We start from the raw sequence: 17,496 nt of genomic DNA, 5'->3' as shown, positions 1-17,496 counted from the left end.
TGCTGCGACAGCCGGGCATTCTTGTGCACGTTCATCCGACCCTCTCCTGAGACCCTGTAGCTTCACAACCACAGCTTCCCCGGTCCGGGCCGGATGGACAACCTATTGAGAGCTCACACCTAGAGCCTGTCCGTTTCAGATGGAGTCATCTGAAACGGATAAACAAGCTCGTTTTCATACATTTAGAGCTGCTGGCGGACGGCCGGATCGGGCGCCAGGACGGGCATCCGCACCGTCACGGCGGTGCCCGCGCCTAGGGTGCTCTCCAGGCTCATGTCACCGCCGTGCAGACGGGCGAAGGCGCGGACCAGGGACAGGCCAAGCCCCGACCCCGCCGCCCGCTGCTGGGCGTCGCCAGCCTGTTCGTAGGGGCGTCCAAGCCGCTCCAGATCCTGACGCGCGATGCCGACGCCGGTGTCGGCGACGACCAGCTCAAGCCCCTCATGGCGCGGCCGTAGGGTCAGGGTGACCGCCCCGCCCCGGGGGGTGAACTTGAGCGCGTTGGAGATCAGGTTGAGGGTGATCTGCTTCAGCGCCCGGCGGTCGGCTTCGGCATAGAGCGACCCGGGCGGCAGGACGGCGCGCAGATGCACCCCCAGCCGGTCCGCCTCACCGCGCATCAGCCGCATCACCGACTCCACCGCCTCGCGCGCGTCGAAGTACTCCAGGGTGAGCTCGAAGCGCTCGGCCTCGATCTTCGACACGTCGAGGATGTCGTTGATCAGCTCCAGCAGATGGCTGCCAGACTCGTGGATCAGCCCGGCGTACTCGGCGTAGCGGTCAGCCATGGGGCCAAACAGCCGCTGCCGCATGATGTCGGAGAAGCCCATGATGGCGTTCAGCGGCGTGCGCAGCTCGTGGCTCATATTGGCCAGGAACCGCGACTTGCCAGCGTTCTGCTGCTCAGCGGACACGCGGGCGTCGTCGAGCGCCCGCTCGCGCAGGTGCTGGACGGTGGCGTCACGCACGGCGGCGATCAGATCGTCGTTGGGGCCAAGGCGCAGCGCGATCTCGAGGCGGCGGTCCGGGTCGAAGGCCGCCTGCACCTGCACCAGCGCCTGGCCGGTGGCGGCCGCCTCACGCAGGGCGGCGTCAAACGCGGGCAGATCGGCCTCGGCGAACAGCCGCCCCAGGGGATGGCCTTCAAGGTCGCCGGGCTCAGGACCAGCGACCGGAGCCCCCGCCGCGATCCGGACAACGCCCTCGGGGCTCAGCCGGGCCAGCAGCTGCGGCTGATGATGCAGCAGCGTCCGCTCCATGGCCTGACGCGCGTCCCGACGCTGGTCACGACGCAGTTCGCCCAGCAGACCCATCAGGCCGGCGGCAAAGCTCACCGTGATGGTCGACAGGGCCAGCAGGCTCAGCCAGGGCGCCAGCGCCATGTCCGGCTGCGGCAGGGTCTGGAACACAGGCGTCAGCGCCGACAGCGCCGCAGCAGCCAGCGCCGTCGCGGCGCCCAGAGCGGCCAGGTCGCGATCGCGCCAGACCAGCCCCGCGGCCGCCGGCGCCAGGCACCAGGCGGCCAGCGGACCGGCCACGCCGCCGGTGAGGTGACAGGCCGCCGTCGCCCCGGCGCCCCAGATCAGTACACCTGCGATCCGCGCCCCTCGCCCCAGCCGAGACAGCACCGCGCCGACCAGCGCCGCAGCTCCCACCACCGCCAGCGCCAGCGCCTCGGGTCCCTGAGGCAAAAGGCCTGCGGCCGCGAGCGCGCCGGCTGCCGCCAGGATCGCCAGCGCCCAGCCAAGGTGCCAGCCGGTCCCGCCCGCGGCGTCGCGCGGTGGTTTCCCGGTCGATGCGGTGGGACGAACCCTGGCCATCACGAATCCTGCAGTCCTCTGGCGTGTCGCCGTGACACTACGCCTGCGCGCTGCGCACGACGACCCGCTACGGCGAAAGACTTTCGTAAGCCCAATCGGCGAACCTGCAAATCACGCTCGCCCGGGTTCAACGCCGTCGCATGTCTCATCCGGCCACCACGCCGTCTTTCGAGGTCGAGGCCATCCTGGACGCGCAGAAGCGCTCCTTCCTGAGGATGGTCAGCCACGAACTACGCACGCCGCTCAACTCCATCCTGGGCTTCTCCGAGATTCTCTCTGCGGAACTGTACGGTCCCCTGGGGGCTCCCCGGTACAAAGACTATGCCGAGATCATCCATCAGAGCGGCGCAAGGCTGTTGAAGCTGGTCAATCAGGTGCTGGAGATCGCCCGACTGGACGGCCGGACCCTGGATTTCGAGACCAGCCCCGAGTCCGTCGAACTGGCGGTGGACGATGTACTGGGGACCCTGCGCAAGGATCTGGCGGCGCGCCGGGTGACGGTTGTGGTGGCGGGACGCGAGACCTTGCCCACGGTGGCCGCCGATCCGCAGGGCCTGCGCACCGTGCTCGTCAACCTCCTGCAGAATGCGGTCAACGTTACACCGGAGAACGGTGTGGTGCAGGTGAGCGCATGCGTGCGCGGCGAAACCGTCGAGATCGAAATCCAGGATCACGGGCCGGGGATTGATCCGGCCGATATTCCGCGCCTGATGGCGCCGTTCGAACAGGCCGAAACCGCCCTGACGCGGCACTCGGAGGGCGCCGGCCTTGGCCTGCCGATCTGCGACCTGACCTGCCGGGCCATGGCGGGGAGCCTGAGCCTGACGCCGTCGCCCGGCGGCGGCCTGACGGCGATCGTGATCCTGCCGTCCGCCTGATCAAGGTTGCTACGGCGTCTCACCCTCCTTAAGTCGCGCCCATGGCCGATATCGACAGCGCACTGGCGGAGCTCGCCGACGAGTTCGAGCTCCTGGGGGACTGGGAGGAGCGCTATCGCTATGTGATCGATCTGGGCAAGGACCTGGCGCCCCTCAGTGAAGCGGAGCGGAGCGACACCAACAAGGTCCGCGGCTGCTCCAGCCAGGTCTGGCTGGTGACGGAACCGGGTACGGACGGCGCGATCGGTTTTCGCGGGGACTCAGACGCCCATATCGTCCGGGGCCTGATCGCGATCCTGCTGAGGCTCTACGCAGGACGCTCCGCGCCAGAGATTCTGGGGTTCGATATCAAGGCGGCCTTTGCGAAGCTGGGGCTCAACGAAGCGCTGTCGTCACAGCGGTCCAATGGGCTGGCCTCGATGGTGGCGCGGATCCGTCGGGATGCTGAAGCGGCAGGCTAGCCATGCGAAACGCCCTGATACTGGAGCCTCGCCCTCCTGGGCCTGGCGAGCGCGACGGTCGCACGCGAGAAACCCAGGACCTGTCCTGGCTGGGCGACCCAACGGGACGATGGGAGGGCAACGTCCTCGTTGTCGAAACCTCGAACTATCGGCCGGGGCTTACAAAGGGCGCCGATTCTCTGGTCCGCTCGCCGCAGACCCGGGTTGTCGAAAGCTTCACGAGGACATCGCCGACAGATATCCACTACGAGTTTTCGGTGACGGACCCTTACCTCTACACCCATCCCATCCGAGGCGAGTACGTGTTCGGCCCGACCACGGCAATGTTTGAATACGCCTGTCACGAGGGCAACTATTCGATCGTCAACATTCTGGCGGCGGCCCGGCTGGGCTTGCAGGATCCGCCCAAAGACACTCCGGCGGCCTCGCCAAAACCCTGAGACTTACATCAGGCGGCCCGGATGCCGCTGGCCATGGCGCTCATCCCGACCACAGCGTCATAGCCCAGGATCATGTCCACGTCCGCGCCGCCGCGCGAAAGCGGCAGGCGGATCCAGACAATCGAGAGATGGGCCGCGCCGCGCCAGCCCAGATTGTGGATGCCAACGCCTGGCCGCGCTTCATTGACCACCCGGCCCAGCTCGGCGCGCCAGTAATCACCGGCGGCGGAGTTGTAAACCTCGGATAGACGCCGGCCCGTGATCTCGCGGCCATAGACGCTGTAGAGGCCAGTCCCGGCCAGCCGGAACCGGTAGTCCAGGGTCTCGCCGGCAATCACTTCGGTAAGACTTACGGTAGGCAGCAGGCGCTTGATGCCGCCTGGATCCAGCCGTCGGCGGATAGGCAGACCCGCGCCCGCCTTCAGCGAGCTCCAGTAGGCATAGAGCTCCTCATGGGCGCGAATGGCCGCAGCAGGGGCTCCAATCTGCGCCGCCATCTTCGAAGTTCCTAATAACGGCTTGGATTCATGACGAATCATATATCGCCTGACCCGCGAATCGGCGGCAAGCGCAAAGTCCGGGTCCGGCTGTTTTTCTGCGACAGCGTCTCAAAAACGCAAAACGCCCGCCGGAGCCGGCGGGCGTTCGCCTATCCTCCAACTCGAGGCTAGCGTGACTTCTTCTTCGGCGCCTGGCGGCCGCCCTGCCCCAGACCCATCTGCTTGGCGAGATCGGAGCGCGCCTTGGCGTAGTTGGGGGCAACCATCGGATAGTCCTTGGCCAGACCCCACTTCGCCCGATATTCCTCTGGGCTCATGTTGTACTTGGTCCGAAGGTGACGCTTGAGCGACTTGAACTTCCGCCCATCTTCCAGGCAGATCAGATAGTCAGGCGTGATCGAACGACGGATCGGAACGGCAGGTTCCTTGGGTGCAACCTCAACGGTCTCGGCGCCAGTTGACACACTGGCCAGTGCGCGATGAACGCTCTGGATCAGACCCGGCAAGTCGGCAGCTGAGACCGAGTTATTGCCCACATAAGCGGAAACAATGTCCGCGGTCATTTCGATGACTTCCGACTTATCGTCCATGTCGTTTCTTGTTCCGAACGCTTGCTCGCTGAGGGCGTTGTTGCCCGATTCACTGTCGTGATGAGGGGTCCTTAACCGCATTACGACAGTCGCACAACCTGGAACCAGAGAAACCAGCGTTCGATTTCCACGAAACCAAGAGACCGCTCTGTTGCGCAAAGTATCGACGCGCCATGGCGAGTAAGTCCCGCAGGAGCATATGGACGTCTAGCTGAAGGTTGGCGGGGTCCAATGCGACCAGATGTCAGGCAAGTCGGTGGAGACCTTGTCCGGATAGTTGGGCGGGCGCTTTTCGAGGAACGAGGTCACGCCCTCACGCGCATCGCCCGACTTGCCGCGAGCCTGGATACCGCGGCTGTCAGCCTGGTGAGCCTGCATGGGATGCGCCGCGCCGGCCATCCGCCAGATCAGTTGTCGTGTGATGGCGACCGAAACCGGGGCGGTGTTATCGGCAATCTCGCGGGCCAGGGCGCGGGCGGCGGGCAGCAGGTCGTCGGGCGCATGCAGCGACCGCACCAGCCCTTTTTCGTGGGCTTCCTGCGCCGGGAAGATGCGGCCGGTGTAGCACCACTCCAGCGCCGTCTGGACACCCACGAGATGGGGCAGGAACCAGGACGACGCCGCCTCCGGATTCAGACCACGACGTGCAAACACGAAGCCGTAGCGAGCGGTATCCGACGCCATACGGATATCCATGGCCAGTTGCATGGTCACGCCCACGCCAACCGCCGCGCCATTGCACGCCGAGATCACGGGCTTCAAGCTCTCGAAAATCCGCATGGTGAGCAATCCGCCGCCGTCCCGCTGCACCCCCTCGCGCATACGCGCCTCACGGTGCAGGGCGTCGCGGGCGTCGTAGTTGAAAGTCTCGGCCCCGGCGGACAGATCAGCCCCGGCGCAGAACGCACGTCCCGCCCCGGTGACGATCACCACGCGGACTGCGTCATCGGCGTCGGTCGCGTCGAACGCCGCGATCATGTCCTGCATCATCTGGGTGTTGAAGGCATTCAGCTTCTCGGGCCGGTTCAGCGTGATCGTGCAGATGCCGTCGGCGACGTCATAGAGCAGGGTTTCGAAGGTAGGCATGAGGGTTGGTTCCTTGGGCTGGATTCTGGAGACTTGCGCCAGCTTGACGGACGGTAGGTCAAGACCCCCATTTCTCAATCACAATCAAAACGACCGGCGCAGAACCGGTCGCAAAGGGAGCCCCCGCCGACCATGCATCCGACCCGCTTCGCCAAGACCCACCCCGACCGCGCTGCCTACATCATGGCGGGCACGGGCGAGACCGTGACCTATCGCGAGCTTGATGCGCGCTCGAACCAGGGCGCGCACTTCTTCCGGTCGCTGGGTCTGAAGGCCGGCGACGTGATCGCGCTCTTCATGGACAACAGTCCCCGGTACTTCGAGATCGCCTGGGCCGCCCAGCGATCGGGCCTCTACTACACCTGCATCTCGTCCAAGCTGACGGCCGGCGAAGTGGAGTACATCGTGGGCGATTGCGGGGCCCAGGTGCTGATCACCTCGGCGGGCGTCGGATCGGTGATCGATGATCTACCGGCGCACCTGTCCGGCGTGAAACTCTACATGGTGGGCGAGGCCCGGGCGCCCTATGCAAGTTTTGAGGCCGCGCGCGCAGGCTTTCCGACCACGCCGATCGCCGACGAGACCGCTGGCTCGGACATGCTCTACTCGTCAGGCACCACCGGCCGACCCAAGGGCGTGAAGCCGGCGCTCACCGGGGGGCCCATCGATCCAGAAACCCCGTTGGCCAACATGTCGACGCAGGTCTTCGGGTTTCCCAACCCATCGATCTACATCTCGCCGGCGCCGCTCTATCACGCCGCCCCGCTGCGCTGGACCATGGGCGTGCATCGCAATGGCGGCACAGTGGTGGTGATGGAGAAATTCGATCCCGAGCAGATGCTGGCCAATATCGAGACCTACAAGGTCAACTGCGGCCAGTTCGTGCCGACCCACTTCGTGCGCCTGCTGAAGCTGCCGCAAGAGGTGCGCGACAAGTATGACGTTTCATCGCTGAAGTCGGCGGTTCACGCGGCCGCGCCCTGCCCGGTTCCGGTCAAGGAACAGATGATCGCCTGGTGGGGACCGATCATTCACGAGTACTACGCGGGCACTGAGGGTAACGGCTTCTGCTATATCTCCGCGGCTGAATGGCTGACTCACAAGGGCTCGGTCGGCCGTGGCCTGACCGCCGAGGTCAAGATCTGTGGCGAAGACGGCGAGGCCCTGCCGCCGCGTACCGAAGGCGGCGTTTATTTCTCCGGTGGCCCGCCGCTCAGCTACCATAACGCCCCGGAAAAAGTGGCCGAGAGCACCAACCAGCACGGCTGGACGACGCTGGGCGATGTGGGATGGCTGGATGAGGAGGGCTATCTCTACCTCACCGACCGCAAGAGCTTCATGATCAACTCCGGCGGCGTGAACATCTATCCGCAGGAACTGGAAAACGTGCTCATCGGCCACCCCAAGGTGGCCGACGCCGCCGTGGTGGGTGGGCCGCACGAAGAGATGGGTGAGCAGGTGATCGCAGTGATCCAACCGCTGGACTGGGCCGACGCGGGCGATGCGCTTCGCGACGAGTTGATGGCCTATTCGCGCCAGCACCTGAGCCATGTGAAATCGCCCCGCGTGATCGACTTCATGGCCGAACTGCCCCGCCACCCGACAGGCAAACTCTACAAGCGTCTGATCCGGGACGCCTACTGGGGCAAGGAAGGCTCGAAGATCGTCTGAGGAGGGCCATCATGGCCGCCTACTTGCTTGCCGAAATCGACGTCACGGACCCGGAAGGTTTCGAAGCCTACAGGCGCGACGTGCCGAAACTGATCGCCCGGTTCGGAGGTCGCTATCTGGCCCGGGGCGGCGCGGCGGAAGTGCTGGAGGGCGAACGGCGCCTCAAGCGCACCGTCTTGCTCGAGTTTCCGGACATGGCGACACTCAGGGCCTTCTACGGGTCGTCGGAGTATCAGCCGTTGCTGGCCATGCGGCAGGCCAGCAGCCAAAGCGAGGTGTTGATCTTCGACGGCGTGCCGCCGCAAGCTTGAACCGCACCGCCTTGCCCTCGCCCGAACAGATGCTAGAGCGTAGCCCCAGTTTCAAACACCAAGGGAGCGAGAGCGCATGAACCCCGTCGAGATCAAGGACCTGCCCGGAATGATCGGCCAGGAAGTGGGCGTGTCGGACTGGGTGCTGATCGACCAGGAGCGGGTCAACAAATTCGCCGAAGCGACGGGCGACCACCAGTGGATCCACGTCGACGTCGAGCGCGCCACCAGGGAGATCGGCGGCCCGATCGCCCACGGCTACCTGACCCTGTCGCTGATCCCGTTCCTGGGCGCCGGCATGCTGCCGGTCAAGGGCGTGACCCGCGGCATCAACTATGGCTCGGACAAGGTGCGCTTCATCAACATGGTGCGCGTGGGCAAGCGCGTGCGCATGCGCCAGAAACTGATCGGCGCCGAAGCCAAGGCTGGCGGCATGCAACTCAAGAATGAGTGCACCATCGAGATCGAGGGCGAAGCCAAACCCGCCTGCATCGCCGAGACGATGTCGATCATCTACGGCGGCTAAGTTCTGCCAACGTGAGAGTCCTGGGGAGGCCGCGGCGTCTACGTGGCCCCCCGGGGTTCACGGACTTTCGGGTGTTGAGCCGGGTGGAGACCGTCCCGTCCCGGCCTGACGGCGGCCCCGCGTCAGCGCGTGGAGTACCAGGTTCATCGCGATGAACCCGCCAGCAATGGCTGGGCCACGCCAGTCGTCCTGACGCACGCTCGCTACAATCATTTCCAGGCTGACAACCGCGCCCAGGACCGGAACGATGGTCGGCGCCCACGACCAGCAGAAATACTATGGCGAGCAGCATCACGACTGAGCCATGGCGAGCGGTAGGCCGGCTGGACCGCATAGGCAGCGCCAGCCGCCATTGGGTAGTGCGATGCGATCGAGGCGTAGCTGACGCCTGTCAGCAGTGCGGCGACCATGGCGACAAGGTAGCGCTCATGCAGCTATCTGCGACTAACGGTTCGCGGCTGCGGGTTCGTTGCGCGAAGTCAACGCCAGTGCGGTCACGTCGTCTGAAAGTGGCCATGGCGACAGAACTGGCCGCCAGGGAAAACCAGACGAACTGTCATGGCGCGCCGCCTTCGCCCCGTCTCCGCACCTATCCAGCTGCGAATCCAGAACGTCGGGCAACTTTTCCACACGCTGGACCCCTTGCCTTTTCGAGAGCGCGATCTCGATTCGGGTGTTGAGGAGTATGTGGTCGGGTGGGCCCGGGAAACGCCAGGCAAGCGACCGGTAGAGATCATCGTCCACCTTCCAGCGCGAGCGGCCGTCAGCGAACAGGCCCGACATATCGAAGCCGCCATGCAGAACTACTTCGCCTATCGCGCTGATGTTCTGGGCTGGGACCTGCGCGAACTGTTCCGTACAGGCCGTGCCGCGCTTGCCATTGGTATCTCTGTCCTCGCCGCATGCGTCGTGATCGGCAAGGCCAGCGAGGGGATCGTAGGAACGGGCTATTTCGGGCGCTTCTACAACGAGGGCCTGATCATCCTGGGCTGGGTTGCCAACTGGCGACCGGTCGAGATCTTTCTCTACGACTGGTGGCCCATCGCACGCCGCAGACGCCTGTATCGCCGCCTGGCGGTCGCGACAATCCGGGTGGTCGCGGAAAAGCCGGACGACCAGCCGGAAGCATAGGTCTGTACCGCACCGCCTCGCGCTATCCCGCTGGACAATGCCGAGGCGATTGGACGGAGCCTGCATCCAGGCATGGCTTTGCCGGTCGGGAATGTCTGCCGGCCACGCAAACGGGTCACTCGTCCCGCGATGAGTCGGCTGCGGCAGCCGCCCTTGCGCCCTCCGTCTCGCCGGAGCTGGCGACCGTGGACTCCGTCGTCGGGTCCTGCAACAGGGCAATGGTTTCGCGCACATACTGGGCGTGGGTGACGATTCCGATTTCCAGGCGTTCCTTGTTGAGCTCCACCTGCTGGGTCAGCAGGCCGGCTATGAATCCGTTGTTCTCGCCGCCGCCGTCGACCGCGTCTACCTCCACCGGACTGTCCTTCGTGAGGGCCCGGCTGACGAATACAGGACCGCCGGAGTTGCCAGGGAACACCGAGAAGTCGAGCAGGAAGGTCGGGAAGATCTTCGCTGGCGCCAGGGGGTAGGACGCCACCCGTCCCGACCGCAGGATCGGGAACCCCGCCCCGTTTGCCGAAAGCCCGCGGGGAAAACCCAGAGCCATCATCTCGTCGCCGGTCTTGACCTGATAGCGGCTGAAAGTTTCGTCGCCCGCCAGGTATTCCAGCGGCATCGCGGCGCGGGCAAAGGCCTCCGGCGCCTTGATCGTCATCACCGCCACATCGCGGGTCGGATGGTGGGTCCAGAGCTCGGCGCCGTTGGCATCGCGTATCTTCAGTGGCTTCGGCGCATACTGCCATGAGCCGTCCTTGTTGGACGTGCGGTAGCCGATGCGAGCGTCGGCGCCCGTCATCTTCTGGAATACGTGGTTGGCGGTCACCAACACCGTACGCGCCGCGCCGTCCGGGCCCGGGGCCTGGATCAGAAAGCCGGTGCCGACTGTCCGGGCGCCGTCCGTCTGCTGCTGTTCCAGCTGAACGGTCGCGTGGATAAGCTCCACAGCGAGATCCATGACCATGAGGTCCTCGTAAGAAATACACCTGCGCAATACGTGCCCCGCACCCTGATGCGCAAACACTGAATTTCGGCGACCGCTTGAGCCCGGGGTCGCGGCGCCGCATCTAGACGCTATGAAGCGCTCCAGCCCTCCCGTCGCCGCCCGCCGGCCCCACATCACCCAGCAGCTCGGGCGCACCCGTACCGATGACTACGCCTGGATGAAGGACGACAACTGGCAACAGGTGCTGCGCGACCCCGCCCTGCTGCGCGCCGACATTCGCGACCACTTGAACGCCGAGAACGCCTGGACCAAGGCGATGCTGGCCGACACCGAGGCGATGCAGGCCGCGCTGTTCGCCGAGATGAAGGGGCGAATCAAGGAGGACGACAGCTCCGTTCCGTCGCCTGATGGCGCCTACGATTACTACACCCGCTACAGCCTGGGCGCGGAGCACCCTGTCCACGCCCGCCGGCCGCGAGGCGCGGAGGCCGGCGAAGAGGTGCTTCTCGACGAGGACGCCGAGGCAAAGGACAAGGCCTACTATCAGGTGGGCGCCGCCAGCCATAGTCCCGACCACGCTCTCTACGCCTGGGCGGTGGATGAACAGGGCTCCGAGTACTTCACGATCCACATCAAGTCGCTGGCCGACGGTCAGGTGTTGGGAACGCCGATCGAGAGCGCCTATGGCGACTTCACGTTCTCGCCGGACAGCCAGTGGGTCTTCTGGATCTGGCGCGATGAAAACGCCCGCCCTGCCAGGATCTTCCGCCGTCCCGCCCGTGGCGGCGAGGATGTGCTGGTCTATGAGGAAGCCGACGACGGCATGTTCCTCGGGGTAGGCGCCGCGTCTGACGACAGCCACATCCTGATCCATGTGGGCAATCAGGAGACCACCGAGATCTGGCTGATCCCGGCGCGCGACCCGACCGCAGCACCCGTAGTGGCCGAGCCTCGCCGTGTGGGGATCAAGTACAGCCTGGATCACTGGACCGACCGCTGGGTGATCCGCACCAACGCCGACGGGGCCGTGGATTTCAAACTGTGCGTATCCGACGCGGCCATCCCCGCCAGGACCAGCTGGCGTGAATGGATCGCGCACACGCCCGGCCACTACATCACCGGCTTTGCTGCCTATTCCGGCCACCTCGTCCGCGCCGAGCGCGTCAATGCGCTGGACCGCCTGGTGGTGATGGCCCGCGACGGAGCAGAGCACATCGTCAGCTTTGACGAGGAGGCCTACGCGCTGAATCTGGAGACCGGCTACGAGTACGAGACCACCCTCAGCCGTTTTGTCTACCAGTCGCCGACCACGCCACGTCAAACTTTCGACTACGATCTTGCCAGCCGCCAACGCACCTTGCGCAAGACCCAGGAAATTCCCTCGGGCCACGACCCTGCCCGCTATGTGGCGCGACGACTGCTGGCCTGGGCCGCGGACGGCGCAGAGGTGCCGATCACGCTGCTGATGCTCAAGGACACGCCGCAGGACGGATCGGCGCCGGTACTCCTCTACGGCTATGGCAGCTACGGCCACGCCATGGACCCCAGCTTCTCCATCCGCAATCTCAGCCTGGTGGATCGCGGCTGGATCTGGGCCGTGGCGCACATCCGGGGCGGCTCGGACAAGGGTTGGGGCTGGTTTCTCGATGGCCGCAAGGAAAAGAAGCCGAACACCTTCACCGACTTCATCGCCTGCGGCGAACATCTGATCGCCGAGGGTTACGCCACCAAAGGGCGAATTGCGGCCTATGGCGGCTCGGCCGGCGGCATGCTGATGGGCGCGGTGGCCAATCTGAGACCCGATCTCTGGGGCGCCGTGATCGCCGCGGTGCCGTTCGTCGACGTGCTGAACACCATGAGCGACACCACCCTGCCCCTGACCCCGCCCGAGTGGCCCGAATGGGGCAACCCCATCGAGGACGCCGCCGCCTACGACCTGATCGAGAGCTACAGCCCCTATGACCGGGTCTCGGCGCAGCCCTATCCGCCGATCCTGGCGACCGGAGGCCTGTCGGACCCCCGCGTCACCTACTGGGAGCCGGCAAAGTGGGTGGCCAGACTGCGCGAAAACACCACAGGCGACGCCCCGATCATGCTCAGGATCAACATGGAGGCGGGCCACGGCGGCGCATCCGGCCGTTTCGACTTCCTCAAGGAGATCGCGCTGGATTACGCCTTCGCCGTCTGGGCGCTGGACGGAGGCTGGAAAGCAACATGATCATCCGGGCGTCTGAAACCGGAGATGCCGAGGCGCTGGCGGCAATTTATGGCCATCATGTGCTGCACGGGTTCGGCACCTTCGAGGAAGTTCCCCCATCAGCGGCGGATATGGAAACCCGACGCCGCGCGATTATCGATCTGGGCCTGCCCTATCTGGTCGCCGAGGACGCCGGCGCGGTGCTGGGCTTTGCCTACGCCGGCCCCTTCCGGCAGCGACAGGCCTATCGATACACCCTTGAGGACAGCGTCTACATCGCTCCCGATGCAGTCGGCCGCGGCGTGGGCCGCGCGGTGCTGTCGGCGGTGATCGCGGCCTGCGAGGCCCAAGGCGCGCGCCAGCTGGTGGCCGTCATCGGCGACAGTGGCAACGCCGCCTCCATCGGTCTGCACACAGCGCTGGGCTTCGAACACCGGGGCGTAGGCAAGAGCTTCGGCTTCAAGCACGGCCGCTGGGTGGACATCGTCTGGATGCAGAAGCCGCTCAACGGTGGCGACACGCGCGATCCCGATACCGCGGGTATCGCGCTCTGAGGGGGCGTTGGCTGGGGAACTAGGACTCGAACCTAGAATGACGGTACCAAAAACCGCTGTGTTACCATTACACCATTCCCCAGCAGGAACGGGATTCGCCAAGGGGCTGACCCCTCGGGAGCGGGGGAAATAGCGCAGCCGCCCCCGCGATGCAACGCCCCTGAGCACCATGGCGCCAAGGGCCGCTTGCTAGGCGCCAGACCCTCCTCTATACGGTCGCTTCCCTAAAGTCGGAGTGTGGCTCAGCCTGGTAGAGCACCGCGTTCGGGACGCGGGGGTCGCAGGTTCAAATCCTGCCACTCCGACCATTTCTCTCCCCGCGCACGGCGGGTGAGAGGCTTTGCCTTTCGATGGCGCAGCCTTCTGGCGCCTTGGGCTCACATGTCGGGCGGTGTCGTCTGGAAGTCAGCGGTCACCGGCCAGCGCCAGCACTTTCGGCAGCTTGAACGTCACCGTCTCCCTCGCCGCGTCGACCTCTTCCACGCTAACCTCGAAGCGTTCCGCAAGGCGATCGATCACATCCTGGACGAGAATCTCCGGCGCAGACGCCCCTGCGGTCACACCCACCACGCGCGCGCCCTCCAGCCAGGCGAAATCGAGGCTGTCGGCATCGTCGATCAGATGCGCCCTGGCTCCGGACCGCAGCCCCACTTCGGCCAGCCTGACGGAGTTGGAGGAATTGGCGCTGCCCAGCACCAGCAGCACATCGGCGCGGCCGGCGATGGCTTTCACCGCCTCCTGCCGGTTGGTGGTGGCGTAGCAGATGTCCTCCTTGTGCGGCGCGGCGATCTCCGGGAACCTGGTGCGGAGCGCCGCCACAATCTCGGCAGTGTCGTCCACCGACAGCGTGGTCTGGGTAACGAACGCCACATTGCCCGGATCGCGCGGCGCATAGGCCCGGGCGTCGGCCACTGTCTCGATCAGGGCGATAGCGCCATCGGGCAGCTGGCCCATGGTGCCCACCACTTCCGGATGCCCCGCGTGACCGATCAGCACGATCTCGCGCCCCGCATCATGGTGGCGCTCGGCCTCCACATGCACCTTGGAGACCAACGGGCAGGTGGCGTCGAGGAAGAGCATCTTGCGGCCCTTCGCCTCTGCCGGCACCGACTTGGGTACTCCGTGGGCCGAGAACACCACCGGCCGGTCCGTGGGGCATTCGTCCAGTTCCTCGACAAACACCGCCCCCAGCGCCTTCAGCCGTTCCACCACATGGCGGTTGTGGACGATCTCGTGGCGCACATAGACCGGCGCGCCATACTTGGTGATGGCCCGCTCCACAATCTGGATCGCCCGGTCCACGCCGGCGCAAAAGCCGCGCGGGCTGGCGAGCAGGACGGTGATGGGGGGTCTGGTGGTCATGCTGCGAACTTAAGGTGCGCGGGCGCAGGCCGCAAACGCCATCCGGGCTCGACTTCACGGATGCAGATCTTCGCCGGGCGCGCTATGCCTTTCCCAACAAGGAAAAGGGGCGAAACGATGCGGATCATGCGGGCGACACGACGAGCCGTGATGGCGGGCGCACTGGCGACCGGACTGGCGGGAACGGCGGTCGCGGCCGAAATGCCGGTGGTGACCGCAGTGGCCGGCGCGCCGACACTTCGGCTGGGCGCCTTCGATCTCAAGGCCAAGGGCTATGTGGTCGAGGAGTTCTTCCTGGCCGGGACCGCTCAATCTTACAAGCTGGCCGGCGAGGCCACGATCGATGGCCGCTGGCAGGCCCTGCCGGATGCGACCTCCCCCTACATGACCCGGATCGTGGTGGTGCGTCCGGCGCAGTCGACCCGCTTCAATGGCACGGTCGCCGTGGAATGGCTGAACGTGACTGGCGGCCTGGATGCCGCGCCGGACTGGTCCTATACCCACCGCGAGCTGCTGCGCAGCGGCTATGCCTATGTGGGCGTTTCGGCCCAGCGGGTGGGGGTCGAGGGCGGCTCGAGGTTCGGTTCGGGCGGGGCGCTGAAATCAGCCAACCCCGCACGCTATGGCAAACTCAGCCATCCCGGCGACGCTTTCGCCTTCGACATCTTCACACAGGCCGGCCGGGTGGTGGAAAGCGGCCAGGTGCTGGGCGGATTGAAGCACCGGGCCGTGCTGGCCATGGGCGAGAGCCAGTCGGCCTCGTACCTGACCACCTACGTCAACGCCGTGGACCCGCTGGTCCGCCTCTATGACGGCTTTCTGATCCACTCCCGCTCCGGCAGCGCAGCCATGCTGTCGCCTGGATCGAGCGTCGGCGGCGCGCCGGGCGGATCGCGCGCGCCTGCGGGGCTCCGGCTGCGCGACGACCTGAGGGTTCCGGTGCTCACGCTCATCGCCGAGACCGACCTGATGGGCAGCCAGGGCGGCGGCTTCCTGCTGGCCCGCCAGCCTGATACCGACCGGCTGCGCACCTGGGAGATGGCCGGGACCGCCCATGTGGACAATTATGCCCTGATGGTCAGCGCCATCGACTCTGGCGAGGCCCCCATGGCCAGCCTGGTCGCCGCGTGGAAGCCCACCACAGCGACCATCCTGGGCAAGCTCGTGAAGCCGATGAACGCCGCGCCCCAGCATCACTATGTGGCCATGTCGGCGCTGTCGCACCTGAACGCCTGGGTTCGCACCGGTCGCGCCCCGCCGAAGGCTCCGCGACTGGAAGTCGTCACGCCCGCCGGCGGCGGGGCGCCCGCGCTGGTGCTGGATGCAGAAGGCAACGCCAAGGGCGGCATCCGCTCGCCATGGGTGGACGTGCCGACCGCGAAACACTCGGGCCTCGGCAACTCCGGCGGGCCGCTCGGCTTCCTGGCGGGATCTACCGAGGTGTTTGACGCGGCGACGCTGCAGCGGCTCTATCCGGGCGGCAAGCCGCAGTACCTGCGCCGGTTCAACGCCGCACTGGCGCGCGCCATGAAGGCCGGCTTCATCCTGCCGGCGGATCAGGCCGGCATCCGCGCCCTTGCGGATGCGACGTACCCTGAGGCGCCCGCTGCAAGATAGCGGGGTAGCCCTAGTTGTTGTGACTTCCGTCGCAGAGGGGCTGCTTGGCGGTCACCTTGCAACCGCAGAAGAACACGGTGCGGCTCTTGGTGGCGGCGTACTTTACCGGTGTGATGTCAGTGGTCTTGTGTGAGCCGTCGCAGAAGGGCTGGCTCTTGCTAAGTCCACAGGCGCACCACCAGTAGTCTCGCCCCTCCTCCACCTCGACGGCGAATGGGGTCTCGGCGGCGCGGACAGGGGCGGTCATGACGGCTTCCTTGGGTGAGCGGCGTAGTCACACGGAGTGTGGCCTGTCGGACGCCAGGGCTCAAGCGCTCACAATCTCCGACAATGCGGCCAGCAACGCGTCGATCTGATCGTCGGTTCCTACCGTAATCCGCAGAAAGTCCGCGACGCGTGGGGCCGCGAAGTGGCGGACGATCACGGCGCGCTGGCGCAATTCTGACGCCAGGGCTGCGCCGACATGGCCGGGGTGACGGGCAAAGACGAAGTTGGCGGAAGAGGGCAGGATCTCGAAGCCAAACCCTGCCAGCCCATGCTCCAGCCGTATCCGCCCCTCGATAACCCGTACCCGGCTCTGCTGGAACCATGCCTCATCCTCCAGCGAGGCGATCGCCCCAGCCTGAGCCAATCGGCCCAGCGGGTAGGAATTGAAGCTGTCCTTCACCCGGTTCAACCCCTCGATCAGGGCCGCGTCGCCGATGGCATAGCCAACCCTGAGACCCGCCAGCGCGCGCGACTTTGACATCGTCTGCACGACCAGCAGGTTTGGATAGTCCGCCACCAGCGGGATCGCCGTTTCGGCGCCGAAGTCCACATAGGCCTCGTCGATCACCACGGGCGCGTTCGGGTGCATCTCCAGCAAGGCCACGATCTCGGCCCGCGTCAGCGCGATGCCCGTGGGCGCATTCGGATTGGGCAGGATCACGGCGCCGGCCGGACGGCGATAGTCATCCACGCGGACCCCCAGACCCGAATCCAGCGGCACAGTCTCGTGGGTGATGCCGAACAGCCGGCAATAGACCGGATAGAAGCTGTAGGTGATGTCGGGGAACAGCAGCGGCCCATCCTGCTTCAACAGGCCAGCGAAGACGTGGGCCAGCACCTCATCCGAACCATTGCCGACAAACACCTGATCGGGCGTCACATCGTGGTAAGCGGCCAGCGCGGTCCGGAGCACACCCGACTGCGGATCTGGATAGAGGCGAAGCTCGTCCGTGGCTCCTGCCCGCAGCGCCTCAAGCGCGAGCGGTGACGGCCCGAACGGGCTCTCGTTGGTGTTCAGCTTGACCAGCCCGCCCATGCGCGGCTGCTCGCCCGGCACATAGGGGTCAAGGTCGTGGGTCAGGCGGCTCCAGAAACGGCTCATGAACTGGTGTCTACCGCAGAGAGGGTGAGCCGGGCAAAGA

18 protein-coding genes and 2 tRNA genes are annotated in these 17,496 nt (G+C 65.9%); 11 read left to right on the top strand and 9 right to left on the bottom strand.

The window, feature by feature from the left end; translation table 11 throughout:
* Positions 1-182: 182 nt before the first annotated feature.
* Positions 183-1,820, bottom strand: coding sequence for a sensor histidine kinase (locus ACIQ3B_RS11595; RefSeq protein ID WP_397402696.1), 1,638 nt, complete (start codon positions 1,818-1,820; stop codon positions 183-185).
* Positions 1,821-1,960: 140 nt separating this feature from the next.
* Here ACIQ3B_RS11595 and ACIQ3B_RS11590 point away from each other — a divergent pair, with 140 nt between their 5' ends.
* The 3 genes from ACIQ3B_RS11590 to ACIQ3B_RS11580 are packed head-to-tail and all read left to right on the top strand — an operon-like array spanning position 1,961 to position 3,599.
* Complete coding sequence (locus ACIQ3B_RS11590; protein ID WP_397402694.1) at positions 1,961-2,698, top strand: sensor histidine kinase; 738 nt, start codon at positions 1,961-1,963, stop codon at positions 2,696-2,698.
* A gap of 41 nt (positions 2,699-2,739) precedes the next feature.
* The gene (locus ACIQ3B_RS11585; protein WP_397402692.1) at positions 2,740-3,159 is read left to right on the top strand and encodes a SufE family protein; all 420 of its coding nucleotides are present in this window, start codon (positions 2,740-2,742) and stop codon (positions 3,157-3,159) included.
* 2 nt (positions 3,160-3,161) lie between these two features.
* Positions 3,162-3,599, top strand: a complete 438-nt coding sequence (locus ACIQ3B_RS11580; RefSeq protein WP_397402690.1) for a hypothetical protein — start codon at positions 3,162-3,164, stop codon at positions 3,597-3,599.
* Positions 3,600-3,607: 8 nt separating this feature from the next.
* On the opposite strand, the gene ACIQ3B_RS11575 is transcribed toward ACIQ3B_RS11580, so the two are convergent.
* The 3 genes from ACIQ3B_RS11575 to ACIQ3B_RS11565 all read right to left on the bottom strand — a co-directional run bounded on the left by ACIQ3B_RS11575 (position 3,608) and on the right by ACIQ3B_RS11565 (position 5,775).
* On the bottom strand, positions 3,608-4,096 hold the full coding sequence (locus tag ACIQ3B_RS11575) for a PAS domain-containing protein (RefSeq protein ID WP_397402688.1): 489 nt from the start codon (positions 4,094-4,096) through the stop codon (positions 3,608-3,610).
* A 170-nt stretch (positions 4,097-4,266) separates the two neighbouring features.
* Positions 4,267-4,689, bottom strand: coding sequence for a MucR family transcriptional regulator (locus ACIQ3B_RS11570; protein ID WP_397402686.1), 423 nt, complete (start codon positions 4,687-4,689; stop codon positions 4,267-4,269).
* A gap of 207 nt (positions 4,690-4,896) precedes the next feature.
* Positions 4,897-5,775 (bottom strand): crotonase/enoyl-CoA hydratase family protein, encoded by an 879-nt coding sequence (locus ACIQ3B_RS11565; protein WP_397402684.1) that lies wholly within the window; start codon positions 5,773-5,775, stop codon positions 4,897-4,899.
* Between the two features lie 132 nt (positions 5,776-5,907).
* Here ACIQ3B_RS11565 and ACIQ3B_RS11560 point away from each other — a divergent pair, with 132 nt between their 5' ends.
* The 4 genes from ACIQ3B_RS11560 to ACIQ3B_RS11545 all read left to right on the top strand — a co-directional run bounded on the left by ACIQ3B_RS11560 (position 5,908) and on the right by ACIQ3B_RS11545 (position 9,414).
* Positions 5,908-7,446, top strand: coding sequence for an acyl-CoA synthetase (locus ACIQ3B_RS11560; RefSeq protein WP_397402682.1), 1,539 nt, complete (start codon positions 5,908-5,910; stop codon positions 7,444-7,446).
* An 11-nt stretch (positions 7,447-7,457) separates the two neighbouring features.
* On the top strand, positions 7,458-7,757 hold the full coding sequence (locus ACIQ3B_RS11555) for a DUF1330 domain-containing protein (protein WP_397402680.1): 300 nt from the start codon (positions 7,458-7,460) through the stop codon (positions 7,755-7,757).
* Between the two features lie 76 nt (positions 7,758-7,833).
* Positions 7,834-8,283, top strand: coding sequence for a MaoC family dehydratase (locus ACIQ3B_RS11550; protein ID WP_397402678.1), 450 nt, complete (start codon positions 7,834-7,836; stop codon positions 8,281-8,283).
* 558 nt (positions 8,284-8,841) lie between these two features.
* Positions 8,842-9,414: a hypothetical protein gene (locus ACIQ3B_RS11545; protein WP_397402676.1), complete on the top strand. Its 573-nt coding sequence runs from the start codon at positions 8,842-8,844 to the stop codon at positions 9,412-9,414.
* A gap of 115 nt (positions 9,415-9,529) precedes the next feature.
* Here ACIQ3B_RS11545 and ACIQ3B_RS11540 read toward each other — a convergent pair whose 3' ends face one another.
* The gene (locus ACIQ3B_RS11540; RefSeq protein WP_397402675.1) at positions 9,530-10,369 is read right to left on the bottom strand and encodes a serine protease; all 840 of its coding nucleotides are present in this window, start codon (positions 10,367-10,369) and stop codon (positions 9,530-9,532) included.
* 118 nt (positions 10,370-10,487) lie between these two features.
* On the opposite strand from ACIQ3B_RS11540, the gene ACIQ3B_RS11535 reads away from it, so the two are divergent.
* Both ACIQ3B_RS11535 and ACIQ3B_RS11530 read left to right on the top strand, forming a co-directional pair.
* A complete protein-coding gene (locus ACIQ3B_RS11535) occupies positions 10,488-12,575 on the top strand; it encodes a S9 family peptidase (RefSeq protein ID WP_397402673.1) in 2,088 nt (695 codons plus the stop codon).
* Positions 12,572-13,108 (top strand): GNAT family N-acetyltransferase, encoded by a 537-nt coding sequence (locus tag ACIQ3B_RS11530; protein ID WP_397402671.1) that lies wholly within the window; start codon positions 12,572-12,574, stop codon positions 13,106-13,108. Before ACIQ3B_RS11535 ends, ACIQ3B_RS11530 begins: the two co-directional genes overlap by 4 nt.
* Before the next feature lie 8 nt (positions 13,109-13,116).
* Here the strand turns inward: ACIQ3B_RS11530 and ACIQ3B_RS11525 are convergent.
* A tRNA-Gln gene (locus ACIQ3B_RS11525) sits at positions 13,117-13,190 on the bottom strand.
* Positions 13,191-13,339: 149 nt separating this feature from the next.
* Here ACIQ3B_RS11525 and ACIQ3B_RS11520 point away from each other — a divergent pair.
* Positions 13,340-13,416 (top strand) — tRNA-Pro (locus tag ACIQ3B_RS11520).
* A 97-nt stretch (positions 13,417-13,513) separates the two neighbouring features.
* On the opposite strand, the gene ispH is transcribed toward ACIQ3B_RS11520, so the two are convergent.
* Positions 13,514-14,470 (bottom strand): 4-hydroxy-3-methylbut-2-enyl diphosphate reductase, encoded by a 957-nt coding sequence (gene ispH, locus ACIQ3B_RS11515; protein ID WP_397402669.1) that lies wholly within the window; start codon positions 14,468-14,470, stop codon positions 13,514-13,516.
* 126 nt (positions 14,471-14,596) lie between these two features.
* Between ispH and ACIQ3B_RS11510 the strand changes: the two genes are divergently transcribed.
* Positions 14,597-16,087, top strand: coding sequence for an alpha/beta hydrolase domain-containing protein (locus ACIQ3B_RS11510; RefSeq protein ID WP_397402667.1), 1,491 nt, complete (start codon positions 14,597-14,599; stop codon positions 16,085-16,087).
* A gap of 10 nt (positions 16,088-16,097) precedes the next feature.
* Here ACIQ3B_RS11510 and ACIQ3B_RS11505 read toward each other — a convergent pair whose 3' ends face one another.
* Both ACIQ3B_RS11505 and hisC read right to left on the bottom strand, forming a co-directional pair.
* Positions 16,098-16,334, bottom strand: a complete 237-nt coding sequence (locus tag ACIQ3B_RS11505; RefSeq protein WP_397402665.1) for a CDGSH iron-sulfur domain-containing protein — start codon at positions 16,332-16,334, stop codon at positions 16,098-16,100.
* A 60-nt stretch (positions 16,335-16,394) separates the two neighbouring features.
* Positions 16,395-17,456, bottom strand: a complete 1,062-nt coding sequence (gene hisC, locus ACIQ3B_RS11500) for a histidinol-phosphate transaminase (protein WP_397402663.1) — start codon at positions 17,454-17,456, stop codon at positions 16,395-16,397.
* Between the last annotated feature and the right edge of the window lie 40 nt (positions 17,457-17,496).

Origin of the sequence: Phenylobacterium sp., from assembly GCF_044358365.1 — a bacterium.
Lineage (GTDB): Bacteria > Pseudomonadota > Alphaproteobacteria > Caulobacterales > Caulobacteraceae > Phenylobacterium.
Note: the sequence above shows the minus strand (reverse complement) of the source record. Positions and strands in the feature narration are given on the sequence as shown.

Excerpts from the sequence above, each read along its gene's own strand:
- ACIQ3B_RS11595 (WP_397402696.1), bottom strand. The coding sequence starts at position 1,820 with ATGGCCAGGGTTCGTCCCACCGCATCGACCGGGAAACCACCGCGCGAC.
- ACIQ3B_RS11590 (WP_397402694.1), top strand. The coding sequence starts at position 1,961 with ATGTCTCATCCGGCCACCACGCCGTCTTTCGAGGTCGAGGCCATCCTG.
- ACIQ3B_RS11585 (WP_397402692.1), top strand. The coding sequence starts at position 2,740 with ATGGCCGATATCGACAGCGCACTGGCGGAGCTCGCCGACGAGTTCGAG.
- ACIQ3B_RS11580 (WP_397402690.1), top strand. The coding sequence starts at position 3,162 with ATGCGAAACGCCCTGATACTGGAGCCTCGCCCTCCTGGGCCTGGCGAG.
- ACIQ3B_RS11575 (WP_397402688.1), bottom strand. The coding sequence starts at position 4,096 with ATGGCGGCGCAGATTGGAGCCCCTGCTGCGGCCATTCGCGCCCATGAG.
- ACIQ3B_RS11570 (WP_397402686.1), bottom strand. The coding sequence starts at position 4,689 with ATGGACGATAAGTCGGAAGTCATCGAAATGACCGCGGACATTGTTTCC.
- ACIQ3B_RS11565 (WP_397402684.1), bottom strand. The coding sequence starts at position 5,775 with ATGCCTACCTTCGAAACCCTGCTCTATGACGTCGCCGACGGCATCTGC.
- ACIQ3B_RS11560 (WP_397402682.1), top strand. The coding sequence starts at position 5,908 with ATGCATCCGACCCGCTTCGCCAAGACCCACCCCGACCGCGCTGCCTAC.
- ACIQ3B_RS11555 (WP_397402680.1), top strand. The coding sequence starts at position 7,458 with ATGGCCGCCTACTTGCTTGCCGAAATCGACGTCACGGACCCGGAAGGT.
- ACIQ3B_RS11550 (WP_397402678.1), top strand. The coding sequence starts at position 7,834 with ATGAACCCCGTCGAGATCAAGGACCTGCCCGGAATGATCGGCCAGGAA.
- ACIQ3B_RS11545 (WP_397402676.1), top strand. The coding sequence starts at position 8,842 with ATGGCGCGCCGCCTTCGCCCCGTCTCCGCACCTATCCAGCTGCGAATC.
- ACIQ3B_RS11540 (WP_397402675.1), bottom strand. The coding sequence starts at position 10,369 with ATGGATCTCGCTGTGGAGCTTATCCACGCGACCGTTCAGCTGGAACAG.
- ACIQ3B_RS11535 (WP_397402673.1), top strand. The coding sequence starts at position 10,488 with ATGAAGCGCTCCAGCCCTCCCGTCGCCGCCCGCCGGCCCCACATCACC.
- ACIQ3B_RS11530 (WP_397402671.1), top strand. The coding sequence starts at position 12,572 with ATGATCATCCGGGCGTCTGAAACCGGAGATGCCGAGGCGCTGGCGGCA.
- ispH (WP_397402669.1), bottom strand. The coding sequence starts at position 14,470 with ATGACCACCAGACCCCCCATCACCGTCCTGCTCGCCAGCCCGCGCGGC.
- ACIQ3B_RS11510 (WP_397402667.1), top strand. The coding sequence starts at position 14,597 with ATGCGGGCGACACGACGAGCCGTGATGGCGGGCGCACTGGCGACCGGA.
- ACIQ3B_RS11505 (WP_397402665.1), bottom strand. The coding sequence starts at position 16,334 with ATGACCGCCCCTGTCCGCGCCGCCGAGACCCCATTCGCCGTCGAGGTG.
- hisC (WP_397402663.1), bottom strand. The coding sequence starts at position 17,456 with ATGAGCCGTTTCTGGAGCCGCCTGACCCACGACCTTGACCCCTATGTG.